This is a genomic window from Leclercia sp. M-A074-M (assembly GCF_965195605.1).
GTDB lineage: Bacteria > Pseudomonadota > Gammaproteobacteria > Enterobacterales > Enterobacteriaceae > Enterobacter.
Map to the genome: position 1 here is coordinate 53,557 of NZ_CBDAHM010000015.1, position 21,679 is coordinate 75,235.

At 54.9% G+C, this 21,679-nt stretch carries 30 protein-coding genes; 11 read left to right on the plus strand and 19 right to left on the minus strand.

The annotated features are described in order from the left end of the window. The 10 genes from ACOKCT_RS21770 to ACOKCT_RS21815 all read right to left on the minus strand — a co-directional run bounded on the left by ACOKCT_RS21770 (nucleotide 1) and on the right by ACOKCT_RS21815 (nucleotide 6,182). Nucleotides 1-990, minus strand: coding sequence for a DUF968 domain-containing protein (locus tag ACOKCT_RS21770; protein WP_420193885.1), 990 nt, complete (start codon nucleotides 988-990; stop codon nucleotides 1-3). A gap of 7 nt (nucleotides 991-997) precedes the next feature. Then, nucleotides 998-1,795: a KilA-N domain-containing protein gene (locus tag ACOKCT_RS21775; RefSeq protein ID WP_269776101.1), complete on the minus strand. Its 798-nt coding sequence runs from the start codon at nucleotides 1,793-1,795 to the stop codon at nucleotides 998-1,000. Nucleotides 1,796-1,895: 100 nt separating this feature from the next. After that, the gene (locus ACOKCT_RS21780) at nucleotides 1,896-2,264 is read right to left on the minus strand and encodes a RusA family crossover junction endodeoxyribonuclease (protein WP_420193886.1); all 369 of its coding nucleotides are present in this window, start codon (nucleotides 2,262-2,264) and stop codon (nucleotides 1,896-1,898) included. Next, complete coding sequence (locus tag ACOKCT_RS21785) at nucleotides 2,261-2,503, minus strand: hypothetical protein (RefSeq protein ID WP_420193887.1); 243 nt, start codon at nucleotides 2,501-2,503, stop codon at nucleotides 2,261-2,263. Before ACOKCT_RS21785 ends, ACOKCT_RS21780 begins: the two co-directional genes overlap by 4 nt. Continuing rightward, nucleotides 2,500-3,729 carry a phage N-6-adenine-methyltransferase gene (locus ACOKCT_RS21790; protein ID WP_420193888.1) on the minus strand — a complete coding sequence of 410 codons (1,230 nt, stop codon included), beginning with the start codon at nucleotides 3,727-3,729 and terminating at the stop codon, nucleotides 2,500-2,502. Before ACOKCT_RS21790 ends, ACOKCT_RS21785 begins: the two co-directional genes overlap by 4 nt. Then, nucleotides 3,726-4,190, minus strand: coding sequence for a PerC family transcriptional regulator (locus ACOKCT_RS21795; protein WP_420193889.1), 465 nt, complete (start codon nucleotides 4,188-4,190; stop codon nucleotides 3,726-3,728). Before ACOKCT_RS21795 ends, ACOKCT_RS21790 begins: the two co-directional genes overlap by 4 nt. After that, entirely contained in the window at nucleotides 4,187-5,050 is an 864-nt protein-coding gene (locus tag ACOKCT_RS21800) for a conserved phage C-terminal domain-containing protein (protein ID WP_420193890.1), read from the minus strand. Before ACOKCT_RS21800 ends, ACOKCT_RS21795 begins: the two co-directional genes overlap by 4 nt. Continuing rightward, on the minus strand, nucleotides 5,040-5,219 hold the full coding sequence (locus ACOKCT_RS21805) for a DUF4222 domain-containing protein (RefSeq protein ID WP_420193891.1): 180 nt from the start codon (nucleotides 5,217-5,219) through the stop codon (nucleotides 5,040-5,042). The genes ACOKCT_RS21800 and ACOKCT_RS21805 overlap by 11 nt, the downstream gene beginning before the upstream one ends. A gap of 163 nt (nucleotides 5,220-5,382) precedes the next feature. Then, the gene (locus ACOKCT_RS21810) at nucleotides 5,383-5,937 is read right to left on the minus strand and encodes a YmfL family putative regulatory protein (protein WP_420193892.1); all 555 of its coding nucleotides are present in this window, start codon (nucleotides 5,935-5,937) and stop codon (nucleotides 5,383-5,385) included. Between the two features lie 44 nt (nucleotides 5,938-5,981). After that, nucleotides 5,982-6,182 (minus strand): transcriptional regulator, encoded by a 201-nt coding sequence (locus tag ACOKCT_RS21815; protein ID WP_420193893.1) that lies wholly within the window; start codon nucleotides 6,180-6,182, stop codon nucleotides 5,982-5,984. Nucleotides 6,183-6,270: 88 nt separating this feature from the next. Between ACOKCT_RS21815 and ACOKCT_RS21820 the strand changes: the two genes are divergently transcribed. Both ACOKCT_RS21820 and ACOKCT_RS21825 read left to right on the plus strand, forming a co-directional pair. After that, nucleotides 6,271-6,945, plus strand: a complete 675-nt coding sequence (locus tag ACOKCT_RS21820; protein WP_420193906.1) for a LexA family protein — start codon at nucleotides 6,271-6,273, stop codon at nucleotides 6,943-6,945. A gap of 128 nt (nucleotides 6,946-7,073) precedes the next feature. Beyond that, nucleotides 7,074-7,346, plus strand: coding sequence for a hypothetical protein (locus ACOKCT_RS21825; protein WP_420193894.1), 273 nt, complete (start codon nucleotides 7,074-7,076; stop codon nucleotides 7,344-7,346). Here the strand turns inward: ACOKCT_RS21825 and ACOKCT_RS21830 are convergent. Then, a complete protein-coding gene (locus tag ACOKCT_RS21830) occupies nucleotides 7,324-7,797 on the minus strand; it encodes a hypothetical protein (protein ID WP_420193895.1) in 474 nt (157 codons plus the stop codon). The two genes, ACOKCT_RS21825 and ACOKCT_RS21830, sit on opposite strands and share 23 nt — an antisense overlap. 169 nt (nucleotides 7,798-7,966) lie before the next feature. Between ACOKCT_RS21830 and ACOKCT_RS21835 the strand changes: the two genes are divergently transcribed. The 7 genes from ACOKCT_RS21835 to ACOKCT_RS21865 all read left to right on the plus strand — a co-directional run bounded on the left by ACOKCT_RS21835 (nucleotide 7,967) and on the right by ACOKCT_RS21865 (nucleotide 12,477). Beyond that, nucleotides 7,967-8,338 (plus strand): hypothetical protein, encoded by a 372-nt coding sequence (locus ACOKCT_RS21835; protein ID WP_420193896.1) that lies wholly within the window; start codon nucleotides 7,967-7,969, stop codon nucleotides 8,336-8,338. Between the two features lie 28 nt (nucleotides 8,339-8,366). Further along, nucleotides 8,367-9,191 (plus strand): YfdQ family protein, encoded by an 825-nt coding sequence (locus tag ACOKCT_RS21840; protein WP_420193897.1) that lies wholly within the window; start codon nucleotides 8,367-8,369, stop codon nucleotides 9,189-9,191. Between the two features lie 132 nt (nucleotides 9,192-9,323). Next, on the plus strand, nucleotides 9,324-9,860 hold the full coding sequence (locus ACOKCT_RS21845; protein ID WP_420193898.1) for an HD family hydrolase: 537 nt from the start codon (nucleotides 9,324-9,326) through the stop codon (nucleotides 9,858-9,860). Further along, the gene (locus tag ACOKCT_RS21850; RefSeq protein ID WP_420193899.1) at nucleotides 9,851-10,327 is read left to right on the plus strand and encodes a hypothetical protein; all 477 of its coding nucleotides are present in this window, start codon (nucleotides 9,851-9,853) and stop codon (nucleotides 10,325-10,327) included. The genes ACOKCT_RS21845 and ACOKCT_RS21850 overlap by 10 nt, the downstream gene beginning before the upstream one ends. A 347-nt stretch (nucleotides 10,328-10,674) precedes the next feature. Beyond that, nucleotides 10,675-11,025: a hypothetical protein gene (locus ACOKCT_RS21855; protein ID WP_420193900.1), complete on the plus strand. Its 351-nt coding sequence runs from the start codon at nucleotides 10,675-10,677 to the stop codon at nucleotides 11,023-11,025. Between the two features lie 94 nt (nucleotides 11,026-11,119). After that, a complete protein-coding gene (locus ACOKCT_RS21860; RefSeq protein ID WP_231600409.1) occupies nucleotides 11,120-11,326 on the plus strand; it encodes an excisionase in 207 nt (68 codons plus the stop codon). Continuing rightward, a complete protein-coding gene (locus ACOKCT_RS21865; protein ID WP_420193901.1) occupies nucleotides 11,287-12,477 on the plus strand; it encodes an Arm DNA-binding domain-containing protein in 1,191 nt (396 codons plus the stop codon). Before ACOKCT_RS21860 ends, ACOKCT_RS21865 begins: the two co-directional genes overlap by 40 nt. Before the next feature lie 219 nt (nucleotides 12,478-12,696). Here the strand turns inward: ACOKCT_RS21865 and ACOKCT_RS21870 are convergent, their stop codons facing one another. The 8 genes from ACOKCT_RS21870 to nanR all read right to left on the minus strand — a co-directional run bounded on the left by ACOKCT_RS21870 (nucleotide 12,697) and on the right by nanR (nucleotide 19,684). Beyond that, nucleotides 12,697-12,987, minus strand: coding sequence for a putative quinol monooxygenase (locus ACOKCT_RS21870; RefSeq protein WP_201304751.1), 291 nt, complete (start codon nucleotides 12,985-12,987; stop codon nucleotides 12,697-12,699). A 16-nt stretch (nucleotides 12,988-13,003) separates the two neighbouring features. Next, nucleotides 13,004-14,005, minus strand: a complete 1,002-nt coding sequence (locus ACOKCT_RS21875) for a zinc-binding alcohol dehydrogenase family protein (RefSeq protein WP_159340321.1) — start codon at nucleotides 14,003-14,005, stop codon at nucleotides 13,004-13,006. A 229-nt stretch (nucleotides 14,006-14,234) separates the two neighbouring features. Continuing rightward, the gene (nanQ, locus tag ACOKCT_RS21880; protein WP_103180798.1) at nucleotides 14,235-14,717 is read right to left on the minus strand and encodes an N-acetylneuraminate anomerase; all 483 of its coding nucleotides are present in this window, start codon (nucleotides 14,715-14,717) and stop codon (nucleotides 14,235-14,237) included. Next, complete coding sequence (gene nanK / locus ACOKCT_RS21885) at nucleotides 14,714-15,589, minus strand: N-acetylmannosamine kinase (RefSeq protein WP_159340322.1); 876 nt, start codon at nucleotides 15,587-15,589, stop codon at nucleotides 14,714-14,716. The genes nanQ and nanK overlap by 4 nt, the downstream gene beginning before the upstream one ends. Next, nucleotides 15,586-16,275, minus strand: coding sequence for an N-acetylmannosamine-6-phosphate 2-epimerase (locus ACOKCT_RS21890; RefSeq protein ID WP_420193902.1), 690 nt, complete (start codon nucleotides 16,273-16,275; stop codon nucleotides 15,586-15,588). The genes nanK and ACOKCT_RS21890 overlap by 4 nt, the downstream gene beginning before the upstream one ends. Nucleotides 16,276-16,299: 24 nt before the next feature. Next, on the minus strand, nucleotides 16,300-17,784 hold the full coding sequence (locus ACOKCT_RS21895) for an MFS transporter (RefSeq protein WP_156655119.1): 1,485 nt from the start codon (nucleotides 17,782-17,784) through the stop codon (nucleotides 16,300-16,302). An 87-nt stretch (nucleotides 17,785-17,871) separates the two neighbouring features. Further along, complete coding sequence (gene nanA / locus ACOKCT_RS21900) at nucleotides 17,872-18,771, minus strand: N-acetylneuraminate lyase (RefSeq protein WP_103180802.1); 900 nt, start codon at nucleotides 18,769-18,771, stop codon at nucleotides 17,872-17,874. A 127-nt stretch (nucleotides 18,772-18,898) separates the two neighbouring features. Then, nucleotides 18,899-19,684 carry a transcriptional regulator NanR gene (nanR, locus tag ACOKCT_RS21905; protein ID WP_103180803.1) on the minus strand — a complete coding sequence of 262 codons (786 nt, stop codon included), beginning with the start codon at nucleotides 19,682-19,684 and terminating at the stop codon, nucleotides 18,899-18,901. 345 nt (nucleotides 19,685-20,029) lie between these two features. Here nanR and ACOKCT_RS21910 point away from each other — a divergent pair, with 345 nt between their 5' ends. Next, nucleotides 20,030-20,584, plus strand: a complete 555-nt coding sequence (locus ACOKCT_RS21910) for a YceI family protein (RefSeq protein WP_103180804.1) — start codon at nucleotides 20,030-20,032, stop codon at nucleotides 20,582-20,584. Between the two features lie 688 nt (nucleotides 20,585-21,272). Then, nucleotides 21,273-21,679, plus strand: a 407-nt coding sequence (locus ACOKCT_RS21915; protein ID WP_420193903.1) for a BapA/Bap/LapF family prefix-like domain-containing protein, incomplete at its 3' end; no start/stop codon positions are given.

The window sequence follows — 21,679 nt, forward strand, 5'->3', positions numbered from 1 at the left end:
CTACGCCAGTGCGCCGATGGCCAGCGCCCGGTCTAATGTTTTCAGCAGCAGCTCCGGCTGCGTGCCGTATTTCGTTTCGAATGCCACGGCATCAGCGTGTAATTCGTCGTGATGCGCCCTGCACAGCGGTATCACGAACAAATCATGCGCTTTGGTGCCCATGCCACCCATGCCGTGGCCGATCAGGTGGTGGGGGTCGTCTGCCGGGTTCTGACAACATGCGCACTGCTGCGCCTTTACCCAGCGGGTGTATTTATCGTTTTGCCAGCGTCGACGCTTTGGCCTCAACATGAAGGATTCGGGCGTCTCCGGATCCACCTGCAGCGCCAGCACCTTTTTAACCGCCTCCTCTACAATGCTGGTGGGCGGTACCGATGGCACAATGTCAGCCTCACGCATCACCGATTGCATTTTCTCTGCCGGAATACGCAGAACCTTGCGCGCCACCGTCTCAGGTATGACATGCGCAAGTTTGTTAAGCGTCAGCCACCAGCACAGTTCTGGCAGGGTCACAGCGTGCGAATCATCGAAACCAAGCCCCACGCGAACAACCGACAGTAGCCAGGCTATTAGGTTCTCCCGCGCAATGCCCGCCAGTTCATTAGTAAATTGCTCCCGTACCCGGACATCGCAGGCCCAGCACAGCCGAAGCACGCCGGGCGCATGCCGCATAGTGACCATTTCGTGGTGGTGGTAGTCGCTGTGCCGGTACTGGCAGCCGGATTCCCGCATCAGCCAGCCTTCAAGACATGACAGCCCACCAGCCCGCTTAATCACATCGGCATGCTCAAACACGGGCACCATTGCCGGGTCCTCTGCCAGCGGCTGCCGCGCCGCCGGGATCTCCCCGGTTGGAAGTCCTGCCAGGCGCTCCGGCTCGTTCTCCAGAAGAATGCGCCCACGTTGGAAATGCGGCATAAGCTCAGGACCAGGCCGGAACGCCACGATCCCGAATTCTTTCACGACGACAGGGTTTAGTAACGCTCTCACAGACACCTCAATGAACGGTTTCGAGCAGGCGCAACAGTTCCTGAAATTTTGACTCGAAGAAATGCGGCTGCGTCTCGCGTGGGTTTGCCGGGCTGGTGATGTTTTTGCCGTACATACAGCCTTTCGCTGTCATCGCCCAGAAGCGCTTGATGCCATTAACACCTGACCGGCTGCGGCGCTCCTTATGTTCGACAATACCCAGCTTGGCCAGTTGCTGGTAAGCCATCGTAGCTGACATACGGATGCCGTTAGCTTTGAGCAGCGCGCTCAGCGATTGCGTGGGGCGACTTGATCCATCAGGAGCGCCAGCGGGGGCATCAATGGCGTATTGCGGGGCAAGGTTCGGCAGACCAACTGCATCCTGCAGCTTTTGGCACGCGCCGAGTACAGAGGAATTGGAGAGATTAAGAGATCGTTGCATAAAATCGAGCAGGATGACGCCTGCCTGCATCTTATCTGCCGCCTGGCTCTGAAGAGTGGCAGGCTGATTTACAGCTGCATCAAACGTCCGGATCACCCTCAGGCTGAACTGCGGGCTGATCCACATGGCGTAGGAGTAGACCAGCTCTTTACAGACGTAGCTGCCCTGCTCTTTCCCGCCGCGGATAACACTGACCGGGTCCGGCGTTTCCGAGTTGCTATTTTGCAACTCGCTTATTAATTGTTCGGTCTGCTCGTTGCGAAGCCAGAACGCTGGCTTGTGCTTATCCTGAGCACCAGCAGCACGATGAAGATCGTTGAGGCAATAACGACCAAAAATATCACGGCGTACGGAAACGCCATCAATCACGAGTAATTGACTCATTTTGTTCTCCACTGATTGTATTGCGAGGGGCCTGCACGCCCGCTTCGCTTGCACTTTTCGACATTACTGCTGATTTGCATAACTTTCAACATCCTCCTGTCTATGCATACAGGCCGATCGTTATCTCAACCTTCCCTTTAGGTGTTATCGGTCCCCACTCCACCAGCATGCGTTTCACTTGGCTGTCATCCTCCCAGATACCAGCATGAGTAAGCGCGTCGAACAGCGCTTTGTTGTAGTTGTCGATATCCCGGCAGCGAGCGTCTGGCGGACAGAGGAGGATCTCTACTGCAGCCGGTGATGTGGATGGTTTGGGTAGCCGGCGAAGCTGCTCAATGATCGCCGCACATGCCGCGCTCTGAAATGCCCTTCCTTTGGCGCTGATAAGGGTGCGGCCTTTTAACGGGCCGCTGTTGGGGGATCGCCAATAGGTGTTAACGCTCGGCGGGAATGGCAGAACCAGTTTCATTTATCCTCCGATACCAGCTGCGGTGGCTGGCTGTTGATTTTTATGCCGCGATGCGCGCCCGGGACTATCGTTATTGCCTCTTTGCGCTGCAATGCACGCAACTGCAGGGCGGCCGCATTCGGCGATACTACGCCCATCAATCGGGACAGCTCCGAAATCGTCGGCGGATAACCGTGCTCGCTCTGGTATTTCAACAGCAGATCCAGGACCTCCTGCTGGCGAATGGTCAAGGTTTTCACGCAGCCTTCTCCTCTTTCTGCCCGGCTTTGCGTTCATCCATCAGAAGCCGGAACCGGGCCCGCAGAGAGCGAATATTGTGCCAGTGATGCTGGGGGATGGACTCGAGAACTGCCGTTACCTCAGCGGCCTCTATCCCGTATTCGGTGATCACCTCTGGCGCCAGAGTTAACAGGCGGGACTTCATATCGTCGCGGATGTTTTCATGCTCAAAGCTTTGCTGGTCCAGCCAGGCAATGAGTTGCTGCTGATCGACATTCTCTTTAATCAGCTCTATCGCTTTGGCGATCGTTTCCGTCGGCACAACGATAAATTCGGGGGCTGTGACGGAATCAGATGCCCAGGTGTGCGCAAAGCGCGATTCTGAGAAGGTGTATACCTCTTTGTCGCCGAACGCCGCGCATGCACACGCCCAGAAGTTAAAACCGCTTTGCTCCAGAATGTCTTTCTTGGTCAGCGGGAGTTCTGGCTCAGCAGCTGCTGGTGGAGCTTCATCCACCAGCACAGGACTGGCCGGAGCATGCGTTTCTTCCTGCGGGGAGAGAGCCTCAGGAATAAGCTTCTGAGGTTGCCCATGCGGATCATCACGCTTAATCAGACGCTCTGCTTCGCGGCGGATCTGCGCCATGAAAGCATCCCCTCGCGCTTCCAGATCCTTGCGGCTGATATAGCTCATCGCCTGGCCGCGCCAGGTCTTGTCGAATACAACGACCGCACCGGCGAAGAACGCTCCGGACGACACCTGCTTTTCGTTTTTTGGCACAAACCACATCGGCAGATCGAAACCTATACGGCCGCGGATAAACGCAACGTGATCGGCATCTTCAGGCCACCACACCTCGCTGGTTGCAGCCTTGATCAGGAAGACAAAACGACCGCCCTTGTCACGCATCGCGCTGGCATGCTGCATGATGTAACGCATACCGGTGATGTAATCATCTTCATGCATGCTGGCGCGGCTGTAAGGCGGGTTCCCGAACGCGGCGCCGTTGAGTTCTGACACCCGGGCGGACCAGTCCTGCACCAGCGCGTTGTCCTCAGCGGTGTAATACGCTTCGCATTTGCTGTTCTCGCCGTCGGTAAACAGATCCAGAACGAACGGTCCAAACATGGAGTTGATGCCCCAGAAAATGTTATCCGGCGTGCGCCACTGGTCGCCGACTTCCTTCAGTTCGTGCAGCGCCTGGCTGCGCAGTTCGGCCAGGTCCCGGCAGTATTTATTGGTCATTGGTCTTCTCCGATGTAATGGCCTGCCAGCAAGCACGCATCTGTTACGCAGCGTTTCTTGGCCTGTTTGAGGCATGACGCACGCCGTTTGACGTAACGCTCCCGATCCTTATTCGCTGGAGACAGGTCGAAAGCCTTAAGCCATACCGTGGCTGCACGCAGGTAAAACCCCTTCTTCTCCAGCTCGATGGCGTAATTCTCTAATTCAGTCAGGGTCTTCACCGTGTCTGCGTAGGACGCAGCTGCTGCAGCGGCTTCGGTTTTGACGAAGTCTTCGCAGGGGTAATACACAATCGTCGTGTCGTTATGGATCTCGCGCTTAAGCTTCCCCTCGTTGTGAAAACGGAACAGGCAGCGGCTGATCGTGCGAAACGAGCTATGGGTCAGAACATTGGCAACCTGACGGGTGCTGCAGCCAGGGTTATCCAGCGCGAACTGCAAAACTTCAGATTCGATGCTCATGATGTTGCCCCCCTGAATCCCTCAGGAATTTTTTTATCAACAGGACCGAACTTCATCGGATCCGCTTTACGCTGGCCCCATGTTTCGCGTGCCGGGCGCCCGGCGGAGTCCCACTTATTCGCCGATTGCAGGTAGCCAGGGAACTTGGAGGGCAGGAACAGGGTTGTCGGGCGCAGATACTCAGCCATTTTCAGATCGTCGCCCCACTTTTCGACGCTGTAATCAACCACCAGCGTCAGCTCATCAGGTGTAAATCCTTCGGTCAAGCGGCCGCGAATGTTGTCCAGAGACGACTTGCAGACTTGGTACCGTGATCCGGTTGTCTGGTTCAGGTGAGATAAAACCTGTTTTGCCTGGTCAGTGATCAACACGGCAGGGTCGGGTTGCGGCGCAACCTGACAAGAAGGTTTTTTATCTGATGGATCAGTAGTTGATTTTACTGACGGATCCCCGCCAGATTCTGACGGGTCAAAACCGCCTTTTTTGCCGGATTTTGATGCCTCAAATTTTGACGGGTCAGATTTTGATGCGTCAGAATTTGACGTGTCAGAATCTGGCAGGTGAGCAAGCGCCGCCGCACGAAGCTTCGACACGTTCAGCTGGTAGATGTTGGATGCGTTACGGTTACCCTGGCGGCGCTGAGTGCGCTTAAGCCAGCCGTCTTTCTCAAGTTTCGCGATCGCCGTTCGCACAGTGCTTGGCCCGGCGCCGAGCTGCCGCGCAATAGTATCGATGGAAGGCCAGCACACTCCCTCATCGCTGCTGAAATCAGCCAGGCGCGCCATGATCGCCACGCTGGACAATTTCATGCCGGAAGCCGCGCAGCCGTCCCAAACGTAGCTGCTTAATTTAGTGCTCATGGTCGCCCTTTAATTCTGTAAATTTGCGCTGGAACTGATCGAGAGGGCTGAAGCATTCATGCTCGTACCCATCTCGCAGGTATATGACGCGTCGGGTCTCTGGCTCCCACCGGATAACCCGAACCGGGACGCCGCGGTGATCTCTGAATCTCCTGTCGAGCTCACGCATAACGATTCCCCTTTACGACGCCACACCCCCACAATTGCGGCCGCCCGACTGTGGTTACACGCAACCCAGCGGCCTGATACCATGCGCTCATACCGAAACGACGTGGTTCCATGAACCGGGAAGCCACGAAGTTGCGGTAGACGGTGATTTACCGTTAAACTGTTCATGCGTTAGTTTCTCCACTGATTCGACACGCCACGACGCCCGGAGCTGCACACTCGCGGGCGTCATTCTTTTCTGCCGCACAAAAAACGCGATATAACAGCGTTAAATGCTCCTGCCATTTCTGCATGACCTGATAGCTGTTCTCTTCGATTTGCTCGCGTTCGACCTGGTCAATCACGCCATCAGCAGTAGCCTTGCGAACGTACGTCGAGTGTTTACCGATCCACTCAATAGACTCCATGAGGCGCTGATTGATATCGGCGTTATCCACATCCTCAATGTCCACCAGCGGAACGTTGACGCTGTTCGAATGGCGCGATACCGCATCAGCGATGTGCTTGGTGCCGCTGGCCTGCTGGAGAACCATCGCCCAGCCCATTGGGAAAATCTGATCGCCGCCGGTGCGCAGGCGGTTAAAAAGCGCATCCTCTGTCACGCCCAGCCATTCAGCGGCCTCGGCGTAACCGCCCGGCAGGCTTGAGATGGTCTTTTTAATTGCCGCCACCAGCCATGCGGGCTGTTTTTCGACTTGCCAGTGTTGTTGGTTATCCACGGTTAACTCCTTGATGCTGTGGTGTCTTTTCTTCACGATCTTGGTTACTGTTTCGGGTAGATGTCCGGTCGCAAATCAGATTTAGTTATTGCGCCAGCTGTGATCTCTTCGAGCTTTTTGGCGAGGGCGAATCCTGCCTTTTTGTAGCCGTTGAAAACCAAACGCAGATAACCGGGAGTTGATTTGACGTTTACTGCTAACTCGAACTGCTGCTCTTTCGATAAAGAGTCCCAATACTCTTTCATGATATGTACCTCCTGTGTACATATTACATGAATAATATGAACCTACAAGGTACTTGTACCTTTAAGGTACACAATGTTTAATTCTGGGATGAAAACGATTCAGGAAATTAGGCGGTTAAACGCCAGAAAACTGCGTGACGGTGTCGGCGGAAATACTTACTTCGCCACCATGATCGACAGAGAACCTACCCAAACCAGCAGGTTTATGGGGGATGGCGCGTCTAAAAATATTGGCGATGCAATGGCTCGTCATATTGAAAAATGCTTTGATTTGCCTTTAGGCTGGTTGGATCAGGAACATCAAACCACTAATGTTGCAAAAAGTCCTGACGTATCAGACACTAATAGAAATATAACATTGGTTCCGGTTATATCCTGGGTGCAGGCAGGAGCATGGACGGAAGCTGGCTTTGCCGAGGTTGACTTGAGTAGTGTTGAAACTTATCCGTGCCCTGTGCCGTGCGGACCCATGACGTATATCTTGCGCGTGATTGGTGACTCTATGATCGATGAGTACCGTCCGGGCGACATGATTTTCGTAGATCCCGAAATTCCGGCATGTCATGGCGATGACGTTATCGCGTTGATGCATGATTCAGGAGAGACCACCTTCAAGAGATTAATTGAGGATGGCGGCAGTAAGTACCTGAAGGCCTTGAATCAAAGTTGGCCGGAGCCCTACGTTAAGATTGATGGCAACTGCTCCATAATCGGTACGGTGATCTTCTCAGGCAAGCCCCGAAGGTACCATCATAAAAATTAATTTCACCACAAGCCCGCGGAAGCGGGTTTTTTTGTGCTTGACAATGTACCCTAACGGTACATAATGTACCTCACAGCAACAGCGAACAGGCAGGACGCCCACGCAGTAGCCGCCCCAGGCGTATGAAGATGGGGATGATTCGCCAGAGGAAATCAGAGGTGGTTGATATGAGCAAGTCAGGAAGAGTGGTTGAGATTCGTGTTAACGGTGCGCCCCTGGCGGCACTGAAAACAGATGGTGCTGTAGCTGCTGACTACATACAGTTTATGGAGGCACTCACCCGAGCGCTGATGGTTCCAGAAGCACTGGAACGTGAAGCCAACGCTTCCGGGAAAACCATTTTACATCCGGGATTTGCAACGTTCGGCTCTGCGCCTCTCACTGATTCCACAGATCCCTAATGAAGGAATCAACGCGAATCGTGTTCGCATTGCGCGATGCTTGTAAAAAACGCTCAACGATGTGATCCGGCAATTGAGTGTTCCATTTTTTGAAGTCACGCCCCGGGTAGTACTCAGTAAAAATTCTTTTTACTGCCGCCTCACCAGTCGGTACGTCGGGAATTAGCGAGTTTTGGTGAAGGCATGTAGCTATAAGAGTTGATTTAAGCATCTGTTTTCCTTGCTTGGTTTGAACTCCTGTAAGGATAGCACCGAGCCTGAAAGTGGTGAAAAGACAGGCACACAACATGGAAGCACACTCCTTCAAACCAGTTATGGGTGACAGGTGTGAAAACAGCGGAGTGCGCTTCCAGTTGTGGTGAATTGCAGCCGCTCCGACGGCAACCAGAAGATCAGCGTCTGGCCCACAACTTGAAACCTGTAAAAGCTGCGTTGCTGTCTTTGGCGGCATCCGTCTCTACCCGTGAGGATGCCGCATTTTTTTACGCAACACACGAGAGCATCACCGGGTGACGGGCTCATAACCCAATCCACCCGGGCGGCTTCCTAACCGCAGGTACTCTCCTGTGTTGTGTGGAGAAACTAACCGGCGGTGGCAGCCGCCTTCAGAGGGTAAACCGATGAGTAATGAACGTTTAACCAAAGTGCCCGATTTTCTGGGCGAACTGGACGGCGGGGTGTTCGAGAACAAGATCGCTGTCGCACTTAGTGAAGTAGCTTTTGGCGTGCTGAACAACGGCCAGAAAGGGAAAGTAACCCTGACGTTTGAAATTGACCGCATGAGCAATTCCGTCGAAGAGAAGCGCGTCAACATCAAGCACAAGCTCTCCTATGTGCGCCCTACCCCGCATGGGAAGTCTTCCGAAGAGGACACCACCGAAACCCCAATGTATGTGAACCGCGGCGGCAAGCTGACCATCCTGCAGGAAGATCAGGGCCAGTTGTTCACGCTTGCCGGCGACGCTGACGCGAAACTGCGCGCCCAGCAATAACCCTTTCACTTTTTCTTAAGGAAGAATCATGTCCCACTCTTTAGACGGTACCGCGATCGAAAAAATTAGTGATCTGACCCTCTCCCGCTTCATTGAAGAGAAGCTTGAAAGTGTGGATTGCCCTGCAGCTGTCGTTCCGCAGGGTGTCCGCATTGAGAGCCTGGAATCGCTTTGCATGGAGCGCTACCGCTTCCGCGGCAAGATGGTAACCGCCAGCATTGAAGACTTTACGCGCTATTCCACTGGGTACGCTGCTGAAGGTAGCCGTTGCTTTATCAACGCTGACGATATGCGCGCCGCAGCGGTCTTCAACCTCGGCACAATTGAAAGCCCAGGGCATGCAGACAACACCGCGCAGCTGGCGCTGAAAAAGACAGCCCCGTTTGCCTCCCTGCTGTCAGTCAATGGCGATCGGCACTCCCAGAAAGAACTGGCCGAGTGGCTGGAAGACTGGGCAGAAAATTTGACCGGCTTTGATGCCGACGGCGAGGTTATTGACGCCAAAAAATCAGCAGCAGCGATCCGCAAAATCACTATCGAGTCCATCCAGAAAGCGGACTATGAGGATCAGGACTTCAGCGGTAAGCGTTCTCTGATGGAAAGCGTTGAAGCTCGCACGCAGGACATCATGCCGGTGGCGTTCGAGTTTCGCTGCGTGCCGTTCGAGGGTCTGGCAGAGCGTCCATTCAAGCTGCGGCTGAGCATCATCGGCGGCGATCGCCCTACCCTGGTGCTGCGCATTGTCCAGCTGGAAGCCCAGCAGGAAGATATGGCCAACGAGTTCCGTGATCTGCTGGTCGAGAAGTTCAAAGGCAGCCAGATGGAAACCTTTATTGGTTCTTTCAGCGCTTAATTACGTTGCCTTAAATGCCCCGGATCAGGGGCATATAGTGAAGCGAAATTAAATTAACGATCGCCAGCAGGCGAGGGATTCGCTCAACCAAAAATCAGGCGCGGTGCAGCGCGTATTAATGGAGAACACGTAATGTCATATATACAGACACTGTCCGGGAAGCATATTAACTACCTCGATATTCATCACGAAGATATCGTGATCGAGGATATCGCCACAGCCCTTTCTCACATCTGCCGCTTTGCCGGCCACCTGCCGGAGTTCTACAGCGTTGCGCAGCATTCGGTGCTGGTGAGCCAGCTGGTTCCCGCAGAGTTCGCGCTCGAAGCATTGCTGCATGATGGGGCTGAAGCCTACGTCCAGGATATTCCCGCACCGCTGAAGCGTATTCTGCCTGATTACCGGCGCGTCGAAGCGTATGTGGATGGCGTGATCCGTGAGAAGTTCGGACTGCCGGCCCACCAGCACCCCACCGTTAAATATGCCGATCTGGTCATGCTCGGTACAGAACGCCGCGACCTGGACATCGACGACGGCACGGTATGGCCCGTCCTCGTTGGTATCCCGCCAACCGACCTGTTTACCGTAATTCCGCTACGTCCGGTGCAGGCCTACGGTCTGTTCATGGCCCGGTTCAACGAGCTGATGGAGATCCGCAAATGCGCCTGACGACAAAAGAATTAGTGGCTGAAGCACACAAGGCAGCCCGGTCATTACCCCCGGAGTCAGCGAAGTTGGTCACCGAGCTGGCTACGCGCTTGGATGTAACCCGAGCAGCACTATGTGAATCACTGAGCGAGCGGGACAGGCTCGCGGTGGAGAATGCGGCGGTGAAGTCTGCCGCGAAGAAGGTCATCAAACTTAACCGGGAACACGCCAAAGAGCGACATGGTAATGCTGACGTTGCAGAGTCGTGGAAATGCGTCAAATTGCTGCGTAAAGCCAAAGCAGAAACCCCGGCCACCGACGCCTTCTTGGCTGAAATGCGATCGCGTGGCTTGGATGAAATGGCGGTCGCGTATCGAAAATTTGCCAGCGAGGAAGGGTCCTCCTGCAACATGCAGAGCAGTTACAACTTGACTGCTGAGCGAGCCGAAAGCTATGCCGTCTACGTCCGTCGCCAAGGAGCAGTCTAAATGTCGGAAATCATCAATTTTTCATGTCTTTGGTTATGAGCCAAGTGATCGCAAGGACACCTATTATCTGGACAAAGATATAAGCAGCATTAATGGTTCGCGGTATCGCGCTTTCTTCGTCTGGTCCCAAATCCCATACAAAGCGATATGCGAACCCATGGTCGGATCCATTCATGCCCCACGTTGATGGAACAATGATGAACATGCATGTAATAGCGAAAGCTGCGATCAGTCTAATCATTTTCTTTGTCATGCAACCCATCCAAAGAGAGAAGAATTATGTGCAAATGGAACATAGCAGCAAACAGCAGTGATAGGTACTGGAAAACGGAGCGGGAGATTAAGTGATGTCTGTTACCTCCCACAAAATGATTCAGCGTATTGAGGGCGATCAGGGGAAAACTATAACCACCGAAGTGGAGCTTGTCTCTTATGTCAAAGAGCGCAGCACCGGAACGTCAGAATCCCGTTACTACGTTAAGCACAGCAATCAGCTGACGGTGCTGGAGCAGAGCATGTCGATAAACCGTGACGGTTACGGTAATTATGATGCCTGTATCGTAATCACTGATTTCCCTCCCCAGAAGTCGCCAGAAGAAGCCGCGTTGAAACTGGCCGACTGGCTTAAGCGGCTGGGCGAGTCCATAGAGGCGAACTTTAAAAAGCCCGATATGGAGGATCCGCAGCTAAAAAAGTAAACCGATGTGGTAGCTGTTGTGACTGGGCCCGTAATGGTTGCGGGACCTGTATTTTTAAAGAGTGGCCGGGTGCAGCCGGTAAAGTGGAGGAATTATGCTGAACCTCGATTGTGTCCCTATCTCAACTTATTGCAGTGAAACAGGCGAGACTCTCGAAGCCATCAATAAACGCGTGCAGCGTGGTGTGTGGCGGGAGGGAGTTCAAGTGCTGAAGGTGGAAGGCGTTAAGGAGAGATGGATTGATCTAAGTGAGGTAGCTAAATGGGCAAGACAGAGTCGCCTAAACTCCCGCGCGGCGTGACCATCAGGAAGCACAGCCAGGGTGAAACCATCAATATCACGTTCACTTATAGAGGGGTGAAATGCAGAGAGCCCCTTTCTAATTTGGAAGTGAGCCCCAAAAACTTGAAATACGCCGAGCGGACCCTCGGCGAAATTCATAACCAAATCGAGCGTGGAACATTCGTTTATGCAGAATATTTCCCGCGATCCGCACGGTTAAAATTATTTGGCAATGCGGCTGCTGGAAAGACAATAAAAATGTACCTGGACGAATACATCAACATCTGTGAAACGCGAAAACTTTCGCCGTCTACTATTGGCGGTTATAAAAAATGTCGTAGCGCTCTGGTAGCCCTTCATTCACTGCCTGCAAGCGAGCTGACTCCGGCGGCGATGAAAGCATGGATCCAGAGCCGCACCACCACGCTAAAGACAATTCGCAACCAACTTTCTTTCCTGCGCTCAGCGCTTGACGAGGCTGTAACAGATGGCGTGCTCCAACTCAACCCGGTATCTCTGGTAACGGCATCCCGGTATCAAAGCGACAAATCGACTGCTGACAGCGACTATATTGTCGATCCGCTTTCACCAGCAGAAGTGGATGCCCTCCTCTCCTCTGCCGGTAATAAGCAGTGGGAAAATCTGTTTATGTTCGCTATACAAACGGGTTTACGCAGCTCGGAATTATGCGCGCTTCGCTGGCGCGATATCGACTTCATAGGGAAGACTGCGCACGTTCAGAACGCGAGAGTAGTTGGCGTTATTAAGGGGACGAAAACAAAGGCAGGCATACGCAAAGTAGAACTTAACGATGTGGCGATGGCTGTGCTGGCGAATCAGAAAACTTTCACCTTCATGAAAGACGCGACGATATTCGAGGATCCGAAAACGAATAAGCCGTGGGCCAGCGCAGACGCGATCCGCAAAAAAGCCTGGGTCCCGACATTACGCAAAGCGGGAATCAGATACCGTAACCCATACCAGACCCGGCATACCTTCGCGACACGCCACATTAGCCAGGGCGCCAACCTTTTCTGGCTCGCCGGACAGATGGGACACAAGGGGCCGGAGATGCTCTTCAGGCATTACGGGTCTTATTTGAAAGAGTACGACGGAAACACTGAGCGAAGACCACTATTAGCCAGCGGCGGGACACGAAAGGAGCCGTAAAGGAGCCGCGCGGATTTTCATAGAAAATTAATTCATATTTATCATTTGTTTAAAAAGTTTCGGACACGGGTTCAACTCCCGCCAGCTCCACCAAAATTCTTTGTTAACGGTCACCAGAGCCTGATACAAAGTCCTGAAAGCCCGCAATGCGGGCTTTTTTGTTTCTACCGTCCCTCTATTCCAGTACTCTAACCTTCCCTGCGTCCCTCAACAGAATCCTTAAGCCTCTACCGCCGTCAGGTAATCCAGCCGCAGCGGCTCCGCCAGCAACTCATCCATCTGCAGGATAAAGGCCTGGAAATGGGGCAGCGCAATGTGAGCCTCTAGTGCCTTCTGGCCTCGCCAGGCTTCCCGGACGTAAAACATGTCCGGCGTATCGCGCAGCTGAAACAGCTGATACTCAACGTTGCCCGGCTCCTGACGGGTCGGCAGCAGCAGCGCCTGTAAGGCCGTCTTCAGCGCGTCACGTTTGCCGGGCTTCGCCTTCAGAACCGCTATAAGCGAGATGATGTCAGAGGTGGCCATCTCAGAACCCCTCCAGTACAATCTTCCCGACCGCACGCCCGGTCTCGAGCTGCGCATGGGCCTTCTGCACATTCGCCGCCGTAATCGCCCCGTAATGCTCACCCAGCGTCGTGGTAAGCACCTGCTCGTCAATCAGATTTGCCACGCGGGTCAGCATCTGGTGCTGGGCAATCATATCGGCGGTCTCAAACATAGAGCGGGTGAACATAAACTCCCAGTGTAGGGAGATACTTTTCGCTTTCAGCGGACGGGCGTCCAGCGTATCGGGATCGTCGATCAGCGCCAGTTTGCCCTGCGGCGCTAGCGCCTTAATAATCTCATCATAGTGCGCTGCGGTATGGGTCAGGCTGGCGACGTGGGTCACCTCTTTGATACCCGCGGCGGCTAATTCTTCCGACAGCGGTTTGCTGTGATCGATAACGTGATGCGCCCCCGCTTCCCGCACCCACTGCTGGCTTTCCGGGCGTGAGGCCGTACCTACCACGGTCATTTTCGTCAGCTTGCGCGCCAGCTGCACCAGAATCGACCCCACCCCGCCCGCCGCGCCGACGATCAGCAGCGTGTCGCCTTCATTACCCTGCTCCTGAATGCCCAGGCGATCGAACAACATCTCCCATGCGGTGATAGCGGTTAACGGCAATGCGGCAGCGGAGGCGTTATCCAGGGTTTTAGGTTTCAGGGCGACAATGCGCTCGTCCACCAGCTGAAACTCGCTGTTGCTGCCAGGCCGTCCCAGCGCACCGGCATACCAGACTTCATCCCCGGGCGCGAAAAGCGTTACCGCCTCGCCCACCGCCGCCACAACGCCCACGGCATCCCAGCCGAGAACACGCGGCGTATCGCCGGTAAAACCGGCGCGGACCTTGGTATCCACCGGGTTTACGGAGATGGCTTTCACTTCAATCAGCAGATCGTGTCCTGTCGCTTGCGGCTGCGGCAATTCGATATCCTGCAGGAACGCGATGTTGTCAGGGGCAGAACGGGTAATGGCAATGGCTTTCATAATCTCTCCGTCGTTTATCGTGTGTGTCGCAATAATGTGATGGTAAAGCGTAGCTGTGGCGGGAAAAATAGCCTCGCGACGATAAGACTTGTACTCGGGAGATGAAAATGGCCCGGCTTGAAGATTGCGGAGCACGCCTGACGGGCCATGAGAATGACGCATGTTGCTGAATATCCTCTGTCCGCACCGCAAACCGCTGTCTGCGGGCGTCAGATGAGTGTAGGAAGAGTTAAAGCCTGTTATGAAGGTCAGTCAGCGCGCGATGATGCAGTTTAATCACCGCTTTTTTAAGCATACCGGGCTTCGCGGTAAAACAGCCCGGCTTATGGGGTTCGCCCGGCATAAAAATGGCAAACATCCCCGGCTTCAACGTCAGGCACTGTTCATTCCCGATGCGGTCACAGAGCTGATAATCCTCCTCCTCGTGCCACGCATCGCAGGCCCGGGCGCTTCCCGCCAGTCCGTAATAAATGTGCTCTTCTCCCTCCAGCAGGATCTGGATATCGATATAGTTGCGGTGCAGCTCGGCACGTTTTTGCTCAGCGCGCTGGGTCTCAAACTGCATCACGTTGACGAACATCTTCTCGCCCTGCAGCGGATAGCTACCCGGCGCCAGCTGCGCTAGCCCCGCGCTCAGGGCCTGGTCGATCGCCTGACAGAACACCGTCGACAGACCGGCAGCCTGCAGACGGTTGATATCACCCACAATCATTGCCACGCTCCTTTTGCCCATAATGCAGCACCCAGCAGCCCCGCGTCGCCGCGATGGCGGGCTGAGCAGAGTTCGGTCTGATAAACAGCGGGCTCCTGCGCAAGGTGATGCTGTACCTGCGTGAGATAGCCGTCGGCCAGGCCAATGCTGCCGCCAATGACAACCCGTTGACAGTCGGTCAGCGCTTTTATATCCGCAATGAGCCGCGCCAGCGTCCGGGCGGAACGCGCAATCAATATCCCCGCCTGGGCATGCCCCTCTGCGGCGCGGGCAAAGATGGCTTTCGCATCCAGCCCGCAAAGCTCCCCTTCTGCCGCCGCGGCGATACCCCGGCCTGAGGCGATCGCTTCCACACAGCCGATCCGCCCGCAACCGCAGCGCGGTCCGTTCGGGTCGGCCAGAGTGTGGCCGCAGTGTCCGGCCAACCCACCGGAGCCGGTCACCAGGTTGCCGTTATGGATCATCCCGCCCCCTACGCCGGTCGAAACGGTGATAAAGACCATATCGCGCACGGCATCTGGCATGTGTTGATACTCCGCCAGCGCCGCGGCCTGGGCATCGTTTAGCGCCACGCCGGGGAGCCCGGTCATAGCCGAGACCGATTTCACCAGCGGAAAATGCGCCAGCCCGCCCAGATTTGCCGGGTTAATGGAGGTGAGTACCCCTTGCTGGATAATCCCTGTCGAGGCGATAGCGAACTGCTGCGCCCGACGGTATAGCGGCATCACCAGCTCGCACAGCGCCGCTTCCAGCGCATCCGGCGTTTTGCTGGCAGGGGTGGGGATCTCCCTGCGTTCAATAATCCTCAGCTCGCGGTCGACCAGCGCCGCGGCGAGTTTGGTCCCGCCAATATCAATAGCCAGCGTGATCATTTTGTCGCGTCCTGTAAGGCGTCCCGATACCACTGACAGATATGCTCCAGGCGGGTGATGGCAGAGCCTACCGTCACGGCCCATGCCCCGTGCTTCATAGCCTGCGCGGCCAGCTCCGGTGAGTTGTAGCGCCCTTCGGCCACCACCCGGCACCCGGCCTGACTCAGGGTTGAAACCAGCGCCAGGTCCGGCTCGACGGGCGTAACGTCTGAGGTATATCCCGACAGCGTGGTGCCAATCAGTTCAACCCCCAATTGATGGCAATACAGCCCCTCCTCCTGCGAGGCGCAGTCTGCCATCGCGATCAGCTGATGGTGCCGGATGCGCGCCAGCAGGGCCTCAACCGGCACAGGCCGCGTGCGCTGTGTGCCGTCAAACGCAATAATGCTGGCGCCTGCCTCAACCAGCGCATCCACATCCTCCAGCCAGGGCGTAATACGCACCGGGGTATCGGGCAGATCGCGTTTAATAATGCCAATAACCGGCACGCTTACCACGGCACGCACCGCCCGCAGGTTTTCAATACCTTCGATACGCAGCGCCACGGCACCCGCCTGCTCCGCCGCCAGCGCCATCGCCGCGACGATCAACGGCTTATCCAGCGGGCTTTGTGGTACCGGCTGACACGAGACGATCAGCCCGCCCCGGGCTTTTATGTTTGCATCCAGTTCATCAAGGAACGACATAACTCCTCCGTTAAAAATTCAGCCTTAGTGTTTGGCAAGCTGGCTCGCCCTTTTGCCGGCCACAATGGCGCCGCTGAACGGTTTGCCGTCGATGGCATCGTGGGTACGCAGGGCTTCAGGATGCAGCCAGCGCTGAACGCGGGACGGCATATCAAAACCAATCAGCAAAATGACGACGAACGTCAGACCAAACGAGAGCGAGCAGAGCGCGGTGCCCAGATCGAGACGTTGAGCGATAAACGCCCCCAGAACCGGGGCCAGTGCACCGCCGAGCGCGCCGACGTTGTAGGTAAACCCGAGCCCGGCCGCGCGCTGTTCGGTATCAAAATAGCCTCCGATCAGTTTAGGCAGGATCCCTGAGATGCCCTGTCCAAGCATCTGCTGGAAGAAGAGCAGCAGGCCCAGCACCCAGACGCTGCTGCCGCCAAGGGTAAATACCGGAATGATCAGCAGCTGCGAGGCGAGCAGGCTACAGACATAGGCTTTGCGCGTGCCCAACCAGTCGCCAAGGAAGCCCCCGGCGCAGCAGCCTGCCGCCGCACCAAAGCCGCTGAAAAACAGCACCTGAGCAACGGTGGCGGGATCGTAAGCCAGATCGGTTTTCAGCCAGGTAGGCAACAGCGCCTGAATCGGCCAGGAGTATAAGAAGGCAAACAGCACCACCACCATCAGGGTGACGCCGGTCGGCCAGCGCTTGCCGTTGCTTTGCACCATAAAGCTAATGAAGATCCCCGCGCACAGCAGGCCGAGCAAGGCCACAATCGCCGCGCTCTCCAGCTGGCCTGCGAAGCAGAACCACAGCGAGACGGCGGCCACCAGGGTCATCATAATATTGATAACCCGATGTTCACCGCGATAGAGAATATCGACCATGGTTTTCACGGGCGCATTACTCTGCTGCTTCTCTTTCCAGTCTTCGGCTTCCGGAATATTTTTTCTCAGCCAGAGGGCAAAAACGATCGGCAAAATGCCGATGAAGAAGAGCGCCCGCCAGCCCCACTCCGGCACCACCAGGCTATAGACCTGAGCCGCCACCACCGCGCCGACGGAGAAGCCCGAGATCAGGAAACCACTGGCTTTGTTACGCAGGTGTTTGGGCCAGCTTTCAATCACATAGGTGGCGCTGGAGCCATACTCCCCCGCCATCCCCATGCCGATCACCAGACGGGCGATGAACATGGTGGTATAGCCCTGGGCCAGGCCGCACGCCAGCGTCCCGACGGAAAAGAGGATAATGCTGCTCACCATCGCCAGACGGCGACCGTAGCGATCCCCCATTGCGCCCAGCACCAGACCGCCAAACCAGCGGGAGATAAAGGCGGCGGAGATCAGGCTCGCGGCATGAAGGGTGGTCAGGCCGAATTCGGTTTTTATATCGGTTAAAACAAGAGCGATGAGGACAAAATCAAAACCATCAAGAACATAACCGACCCAGGCGGCAGAAAACGCGCGCCACTGCTGACGGTTGAGGCAACGATACCACGGGACATTTTGAGTCATTGTATTCATGTCAGTCTCCGCAATGGGTAAACCCATACGCTGTTTTGCAGGATACAGCTTTAGTAATGCCGGGTATGCCCGGCATCCGGCGTTGTCTTAACGTTGCTCTTTTTCTTGCTGGAGCCGCTGCGCTAATGCCCGTAGCGCGGGGAGATACTGTTCATCGACAGGGGCAAACGGCTTGCGGCACAGCGGAACATCAATCACGTCCATATAGTGCAGCACCGTTTTCAGGCCGCGGAATACGCCCACGTTGACCAGCAGGTCGATCACTTCATTACACTTGACCTGCAACGCTTTGGCGGTGGCGATATCCCCCTCCTTTAGCGCCCTGACGATCCCCTGATAGCGCCAGCCCATGATGTTATAGGTGCTGCCGATGCCACCATCCGCACCCGCCAGCAGGCCGGAGGCGAAAATCTCATCGTAACCGTTGTACAGCACCAGATCCGGGTGTGCCCGGCGGATCTGCTCCATCTGATAGAGATCGCCGGAGGTCTGCTTCAGCGCGCCCACGCCGGGTAAGGTCACCAGCGTATTGATCTGATCCAGAGAGAGTTTGACCCCGCTCAGGGCCGGGATGTTGTAGACCACCATCGGCAACCCATCTGCTGAATCAATAATTTCCCGATAGTGATCGAAATGCTCTTCAAAGCTGAACGGATAGTAGAAGGGCGTGACCGCAGAGACGGCGTCATAGCCATAACGGCTGGCCGCCTGGGCCAACTGCTGGCTCTCGTGGGTGCTGACGGTGCCGACATGGGCGATCAGGGTGACTTTGCCTTTTGCTTCTTCAGCAACGATCTCAAGCACTTCCTGACGTTCGGCGCTGTTCTGCACGAAGGCTTCGCCGGTAGATCCCCCAACATAGAGGCCATCGATGCCCTGGGCAATGTTGAACCGTACCAGCTGGCGCAAGCTTTGCGTATCCAGCTGCTGGTTGCGATCGAACGGTGTAAGCAGTGCGGGCATAACCCCTTTAAGCGTGACGGACATAGATACCTCGAATGTAATGTGATGACGCGATAATGGTAGACCTTTATACCTGTTATACCAGACACATTAAAAACAGCGCGATCGAAATGCGCAGAACGCGATCGAGTTCACTAAATCATCGAGGCGATTATTTGCGGCGTTTTTTGCCCTGCTCGAAGGCGTGCCAGGTGGCGAAAACGCTGGTGAGGTGGGCCTGTAATGCCTCTTCAGCCGCATCGGGATCGTGGCTGCGGATAGCGTTAAAGATGGCGATATGTTGTTGATAGCTGGTGTTATTATGCTCGTGCAGCGCCTGCTCCGGTACCGTGGGGCGCGCGGCAATCAGCCAGTCGATCAGCGCCACGTGGATCGCCAAAAAGATCGGGTTGTTGGGGATCTCCGCCAGCACGCGGTGAAATTCCACGTCGGAGCGAATAAACAGCGCATTGTCATCCAGCGACTGGCTGTTCAACGTCAGGGCTTTTTCCAGCAGGGCAATCTGCTCATCGCTGGCATGCTGTGCAGCATGGCGCACCAGGCTGGACTCAAAGAACAGGCGCAGCTGCTCAAAATGAGCGATCCCACCCGGATGGGCGAGGAAATCTTTTGCCATACCGGAGAGTTCGCTAATGATGGTGTCCGCAGAGGGGCGCGAAATACGGGCGCGCTCGCCGTTCTGGATCTGCACCAGCCCTTTGCGTTTGAGTGCCGCCAGCGCCTCGCGCACTGAAGGTCGCCCGACATTAAAAAAAGCCATCAGCTCACGTTCAGAGGGCAGCTGTTCACCTTCGGCAAACTCACGGCGACGGATCATCTGCTCCAGCTCTTCTTCCACCATCTCGGACAATTTTTTGCGCGCCAGCGGGCGACGACGCAATGTCCGCCCAATGGTTTCAGAGGAGATTTCTGTCTGTTTTTCGCTGGAAAGAGTCATAGACGCTACATCATAAGAAGTTGAGTTAAGGAGTTCTTTATCATAACACAGGCGTTGGTGCCAGGTGCGATGGGTTACGCAGGTGCCAGAGGATAACGTCAACGCAGACATTCACTTATATGGCGCGGTAGACCCAAATGGCCCCGGCGTTATCGCGACGCTCACCTGAAACTTTCTCAAACTGTGAACCCGCTACAAACGCATATTTAACACTCTTCTGAAACCCCTTGCTCACGCGCTTCCCTGTTTCTACGCTTATTCTCACGCAGGGCAACACCCCTCTTACACCAAACAAGCCTGCGCGCTGATGCGTTAACTTGCAACCTGTGAATGGGAGAGCCCCCTATGCTGCGCCGCATTCTTCTGCTGGTCTTCATGATCGCTTGCCCGTCGCTTTACGCCGCCCCCGTCGTCTATGTCATCGACACGCAGAAGACCGCCATCAGGCTGTCGTGGCGCGCCTTCGGCGGCATACCCTCCTGGGCGCATCTCCAGGGGGTGACGGGGACGGTCACGCTGAACCCGGACAATGAATATGACGATCGCATCCGGGTGTCGGTGCCGGTCGCCACACTTCAGGCCTCCAACAATCTGCTCACCTGGCAGTTGAAAAGCGATATGTTTTTTGACGCCGCCCGCTACCCGACGATCACCTTTACCAGCACCCGGGTGGTGAAAGTTAAGGACGATCATTACCGCGCGTTCGGCACTCTCACCGTCCGGGATCTCAGTCGTCCGGTGATCCTCGAAGCCACGCTCGATCGTCTGCCGGACGAGGCGATCGCGCTGCATGCCACCACCGCCATCTCCCGTTCAGCGTACAAGATGGATCGCTTTGCGCTGGTGGTGGACGATCGCATCGCCATTGCCATTGAGATCCAGGCGATGCGGCGTCAGTAAAATTTCGACCTGATACAATAATATTTATTAATAATTGCTCCGGTAAAAAATCCCGCCTGTTCTATACTGCCTTTCAGAAAATAATAAACGCGCAAAAAATAGTACAAACGTCGTAGAGCGTTTTGTAGAAGGCGTTATCCAGACGAGAAAAAATCATACCTTTGTATTATTCAAAAATTCAGCAACGCTTCTATTAGCCGGTGGCGAAAATATAATAAATAGCGTGTTATCGCGCCCTCTAATTTAATAAATATAAAAGCTAATCCAGCGATGAAACTTGTGATCTCTCGCAATCTCCGCTTCATCATCCGCACTAACAAAACCCGACACATCAGAATAAAAATAGATTAAATACAACATGTTAATCAATAATTCTGGCGATTGCCCACTGGTTTATTAGGTTTCAACGCGGTTAAGTAAGCGCCTATGCTTTATTTCACCGCTTCGTCATTTGCGCTTTTGGTTCTTTATGACTATATCCTTTAATGCACTTATAAAAAGCCAGCAATATAAATAACAGGGATGGCAATCATCACGCCTGCGCAAAAAACAAAAAAGTCGCAGAAAAACTATTACAGCAGAACATTATTTCTGACAAATAGTGTCTCCTTCGGGACGCTTAAACTCTGCTGAAAGAAAAACGATTTTTACACACAGCATTCATTACACTCTGTTGGGAGTCATACAAATGAGTAAATTCACTGTTATCTCCAGACTGACGCATCAACAAACAGTCGCAGAAGGTAACCAGATCATTCTGGGCGAGGATTCCGTTGTTAAGCTCGATGCAGGCAGGGGCGATATTGCCAGTTATTCCCGCAGCAATAATGATTTGCTGGTCAGGATGACCAACGGCGAAACCGTGACGCTGAAGAACTACTACATCAACGATCATCAGCTGGTACTGAATGAAAACGGCGCGCTGTGGTGGATTGAAGATCCGCTGGCGGTTGAGCGTTACCAGTCGATCCCGTCAACCGACGCGTTGATTGCCGGTAACGTCAGTAGCTCATCGGGCGATACTCCTATCTGGCCGTGGGTGCTGGGTGGCGTGGCCGCAGCGGGGGGCATTGCGCTGGCGGCAGGCGGTGGGGG

Bases quoted from the DNA above. Each gene is read 5' to 3' on its own strand.
- ACOKCT_RS21775 (WP_269776101.1), bottom strand. From the start codon at position 1,795: ATGAGTCAATTACTCGTGATTGATGGCGTTTCCGTACGCCGTGATATT.
- ACOKCT_RS21780 (WP_420193886.1), bottom strand. From the start codon at position 2,264: ATGAAACTGGTTCTGCCATTCCCGCCGAGCGTTAACACCTATTGGCGA.
- ACOKCT_RS21790 (WP_420193888.1), bottom strand. From the start codon at position 3,729: ATGACCAATAAATACTGCCGGGACCTGGCCGAACTGCGCAGCCAGGCG.
- ACOKCT_RS21795 (WP_420193889.1), bottom strand. From the start codon at position 4,190: ATGAGCATCGAATCTGAAGTTTTGCAGTTCGCGCTGGATAACCCTGGC.
- ACOKCT_RS21800 (WP_420193890.1), bottom strand. From the start codon at position 5,050: ATGAGCACTAAATTAAGCAGCTACGTTTGGGACGGCTGCGCGGCTTCC.
- ACOKCT_RS21805 (WP_420193891.1), bottom strand. From the start codon at position 5,219: ATGCGTGAGCTCGACAGGAGATTCAGAGATCACCGCGGCGTCCCGGTT.
- ACOKCT_RS21815 (WP_420193893.1), bottom strand. From the start codon at position 6,182: ATGAAAGAGTATTGGGACTCTTTATCGAAAGAGCAGCAGTTCGAGTTA.
- ACOKCT_RS21820 (WP_420193906.1), top strand. From the start codon at position 6,271: ATGAAAACGATTCAGGAAATTAGGCGGTTAAACGCCAGAAAACTGCGT.
- ACOKCT_RS21825 (WP_420193894.1), top strand. From the start codon at position 7,074: ATGGGGATGATTCGCCAGAGGAAATCAGAGGTGGTTGATATGAGCAAG.
- ACOKCT_RS21830 (WP_420193895.1), bottom strand. From the start codon at position 7,797: ATGCCGCCAAAGACAGCAACGCAGCTTTTACAGGTTTCAAGTTGTGGG.
- ACOKCT_RS21835 (WP_420193896.1), top strand. From the start codon at position 7,967: ATGAGTAATGAACGTTTAACCAAAGTGCCCGATTTTCTGGGCGAACTG.
- ACOKCT_RS21840 (WP_420193897.1), top strand. From the start codon at position 8,367: ATGTCCCACTCTTTAGACGGTACCGCGATCGAAAAAATTAGTGATCTG.
- ACOKCT_RS21845 (WP_420193898.1), top strand. From the start codon at position 9,324: ATGTCATATATACAGACACTGTCCGGGAAGCATATTAACTACCTCGAT.
- ACOKCT_RS21850 (WP_420193899.1), top strand. From the start codon at position 9,851: ATGCGCCTGACGACAAAAGAATTAGTGGCTGAAGCACACAAGGCAGCC.
- ACOKCT_RS21855 (WP_420193900.1), top strand. From the start codon at position 10,675: ATGTCTGTTACCTCCCACAAAATGATTCAGCGTATTGAGGGCGATCAG.
- ACOKCT_RS21860 (WP_231600409.1), top strand. From the start codon at position 11,120: ATGCTGAACCTCGATTGTGTCCCTATCTCAACTTATTGCAGTGAAACA.
- ACOKCT_RS21865 (WP_420193901.1), top strand. From the start codon at position 11,287: ATGGGCAAGACAGAGTCGCCTAAACTCCCGCGCGGCGTGACCATCAGG.
- ACOKCT_RS21875 (WP_159340321.1), bottom strand. From the start codon at position 14,005: ATGAAAGCCATTGCCATTACCCGTTCTGCCCCTGACAACATCGCGTTC.
- nanQ (WP_103180798.1), bottom strand. From the start codon at position 14,717: ATGATTGTGGGTGATATCAACCGTCTGCAGGCTGCCGGTCTGTCGACG.
- nanK (WP_159340322.1), bottom strand. From the start codon at position 15,589: ATGATCACGCTGGCTATTGATATTGGCGGGACCAAACTCGCCGCGGCG.
- ACOKCT_RS21890 (WP_420193902.1), bottom strand. From the start codon at position 16,275: ATGTCGTTCCTTGATGAACTGGATGCAAACATAAAAGCCCGGGGCGGG.
- ACOKCT_RS21895 (WP_156655119.1), bottom strand. From the start codon at position 17,784: ATGAATACAATGACTCAAAATGTCCCGTGGTATCGTTGCCTCAACCGT.
- nanA (WP_103180802.1), bottom strand. From the start codon at position 18,771: ATGTCCGTCACGCTTAAAGGGGTTATGCCCGCACTGCTTACACCGTTC.
- nanR (WP_103180803.1), bottom strand. From the start codon at position 19,684: ATGACTCTTTCCAGCGAAAAACAGACAGAAATCTCCTCTGAAACCATT.
- ACOKCT_RS21910 (WP_103180804.1), top strand. From the start codon at position 20,030: ATGCTGCGCCGCATTCTTCTGCTGGTCTTCATGATCGCTTGCCCGTCG.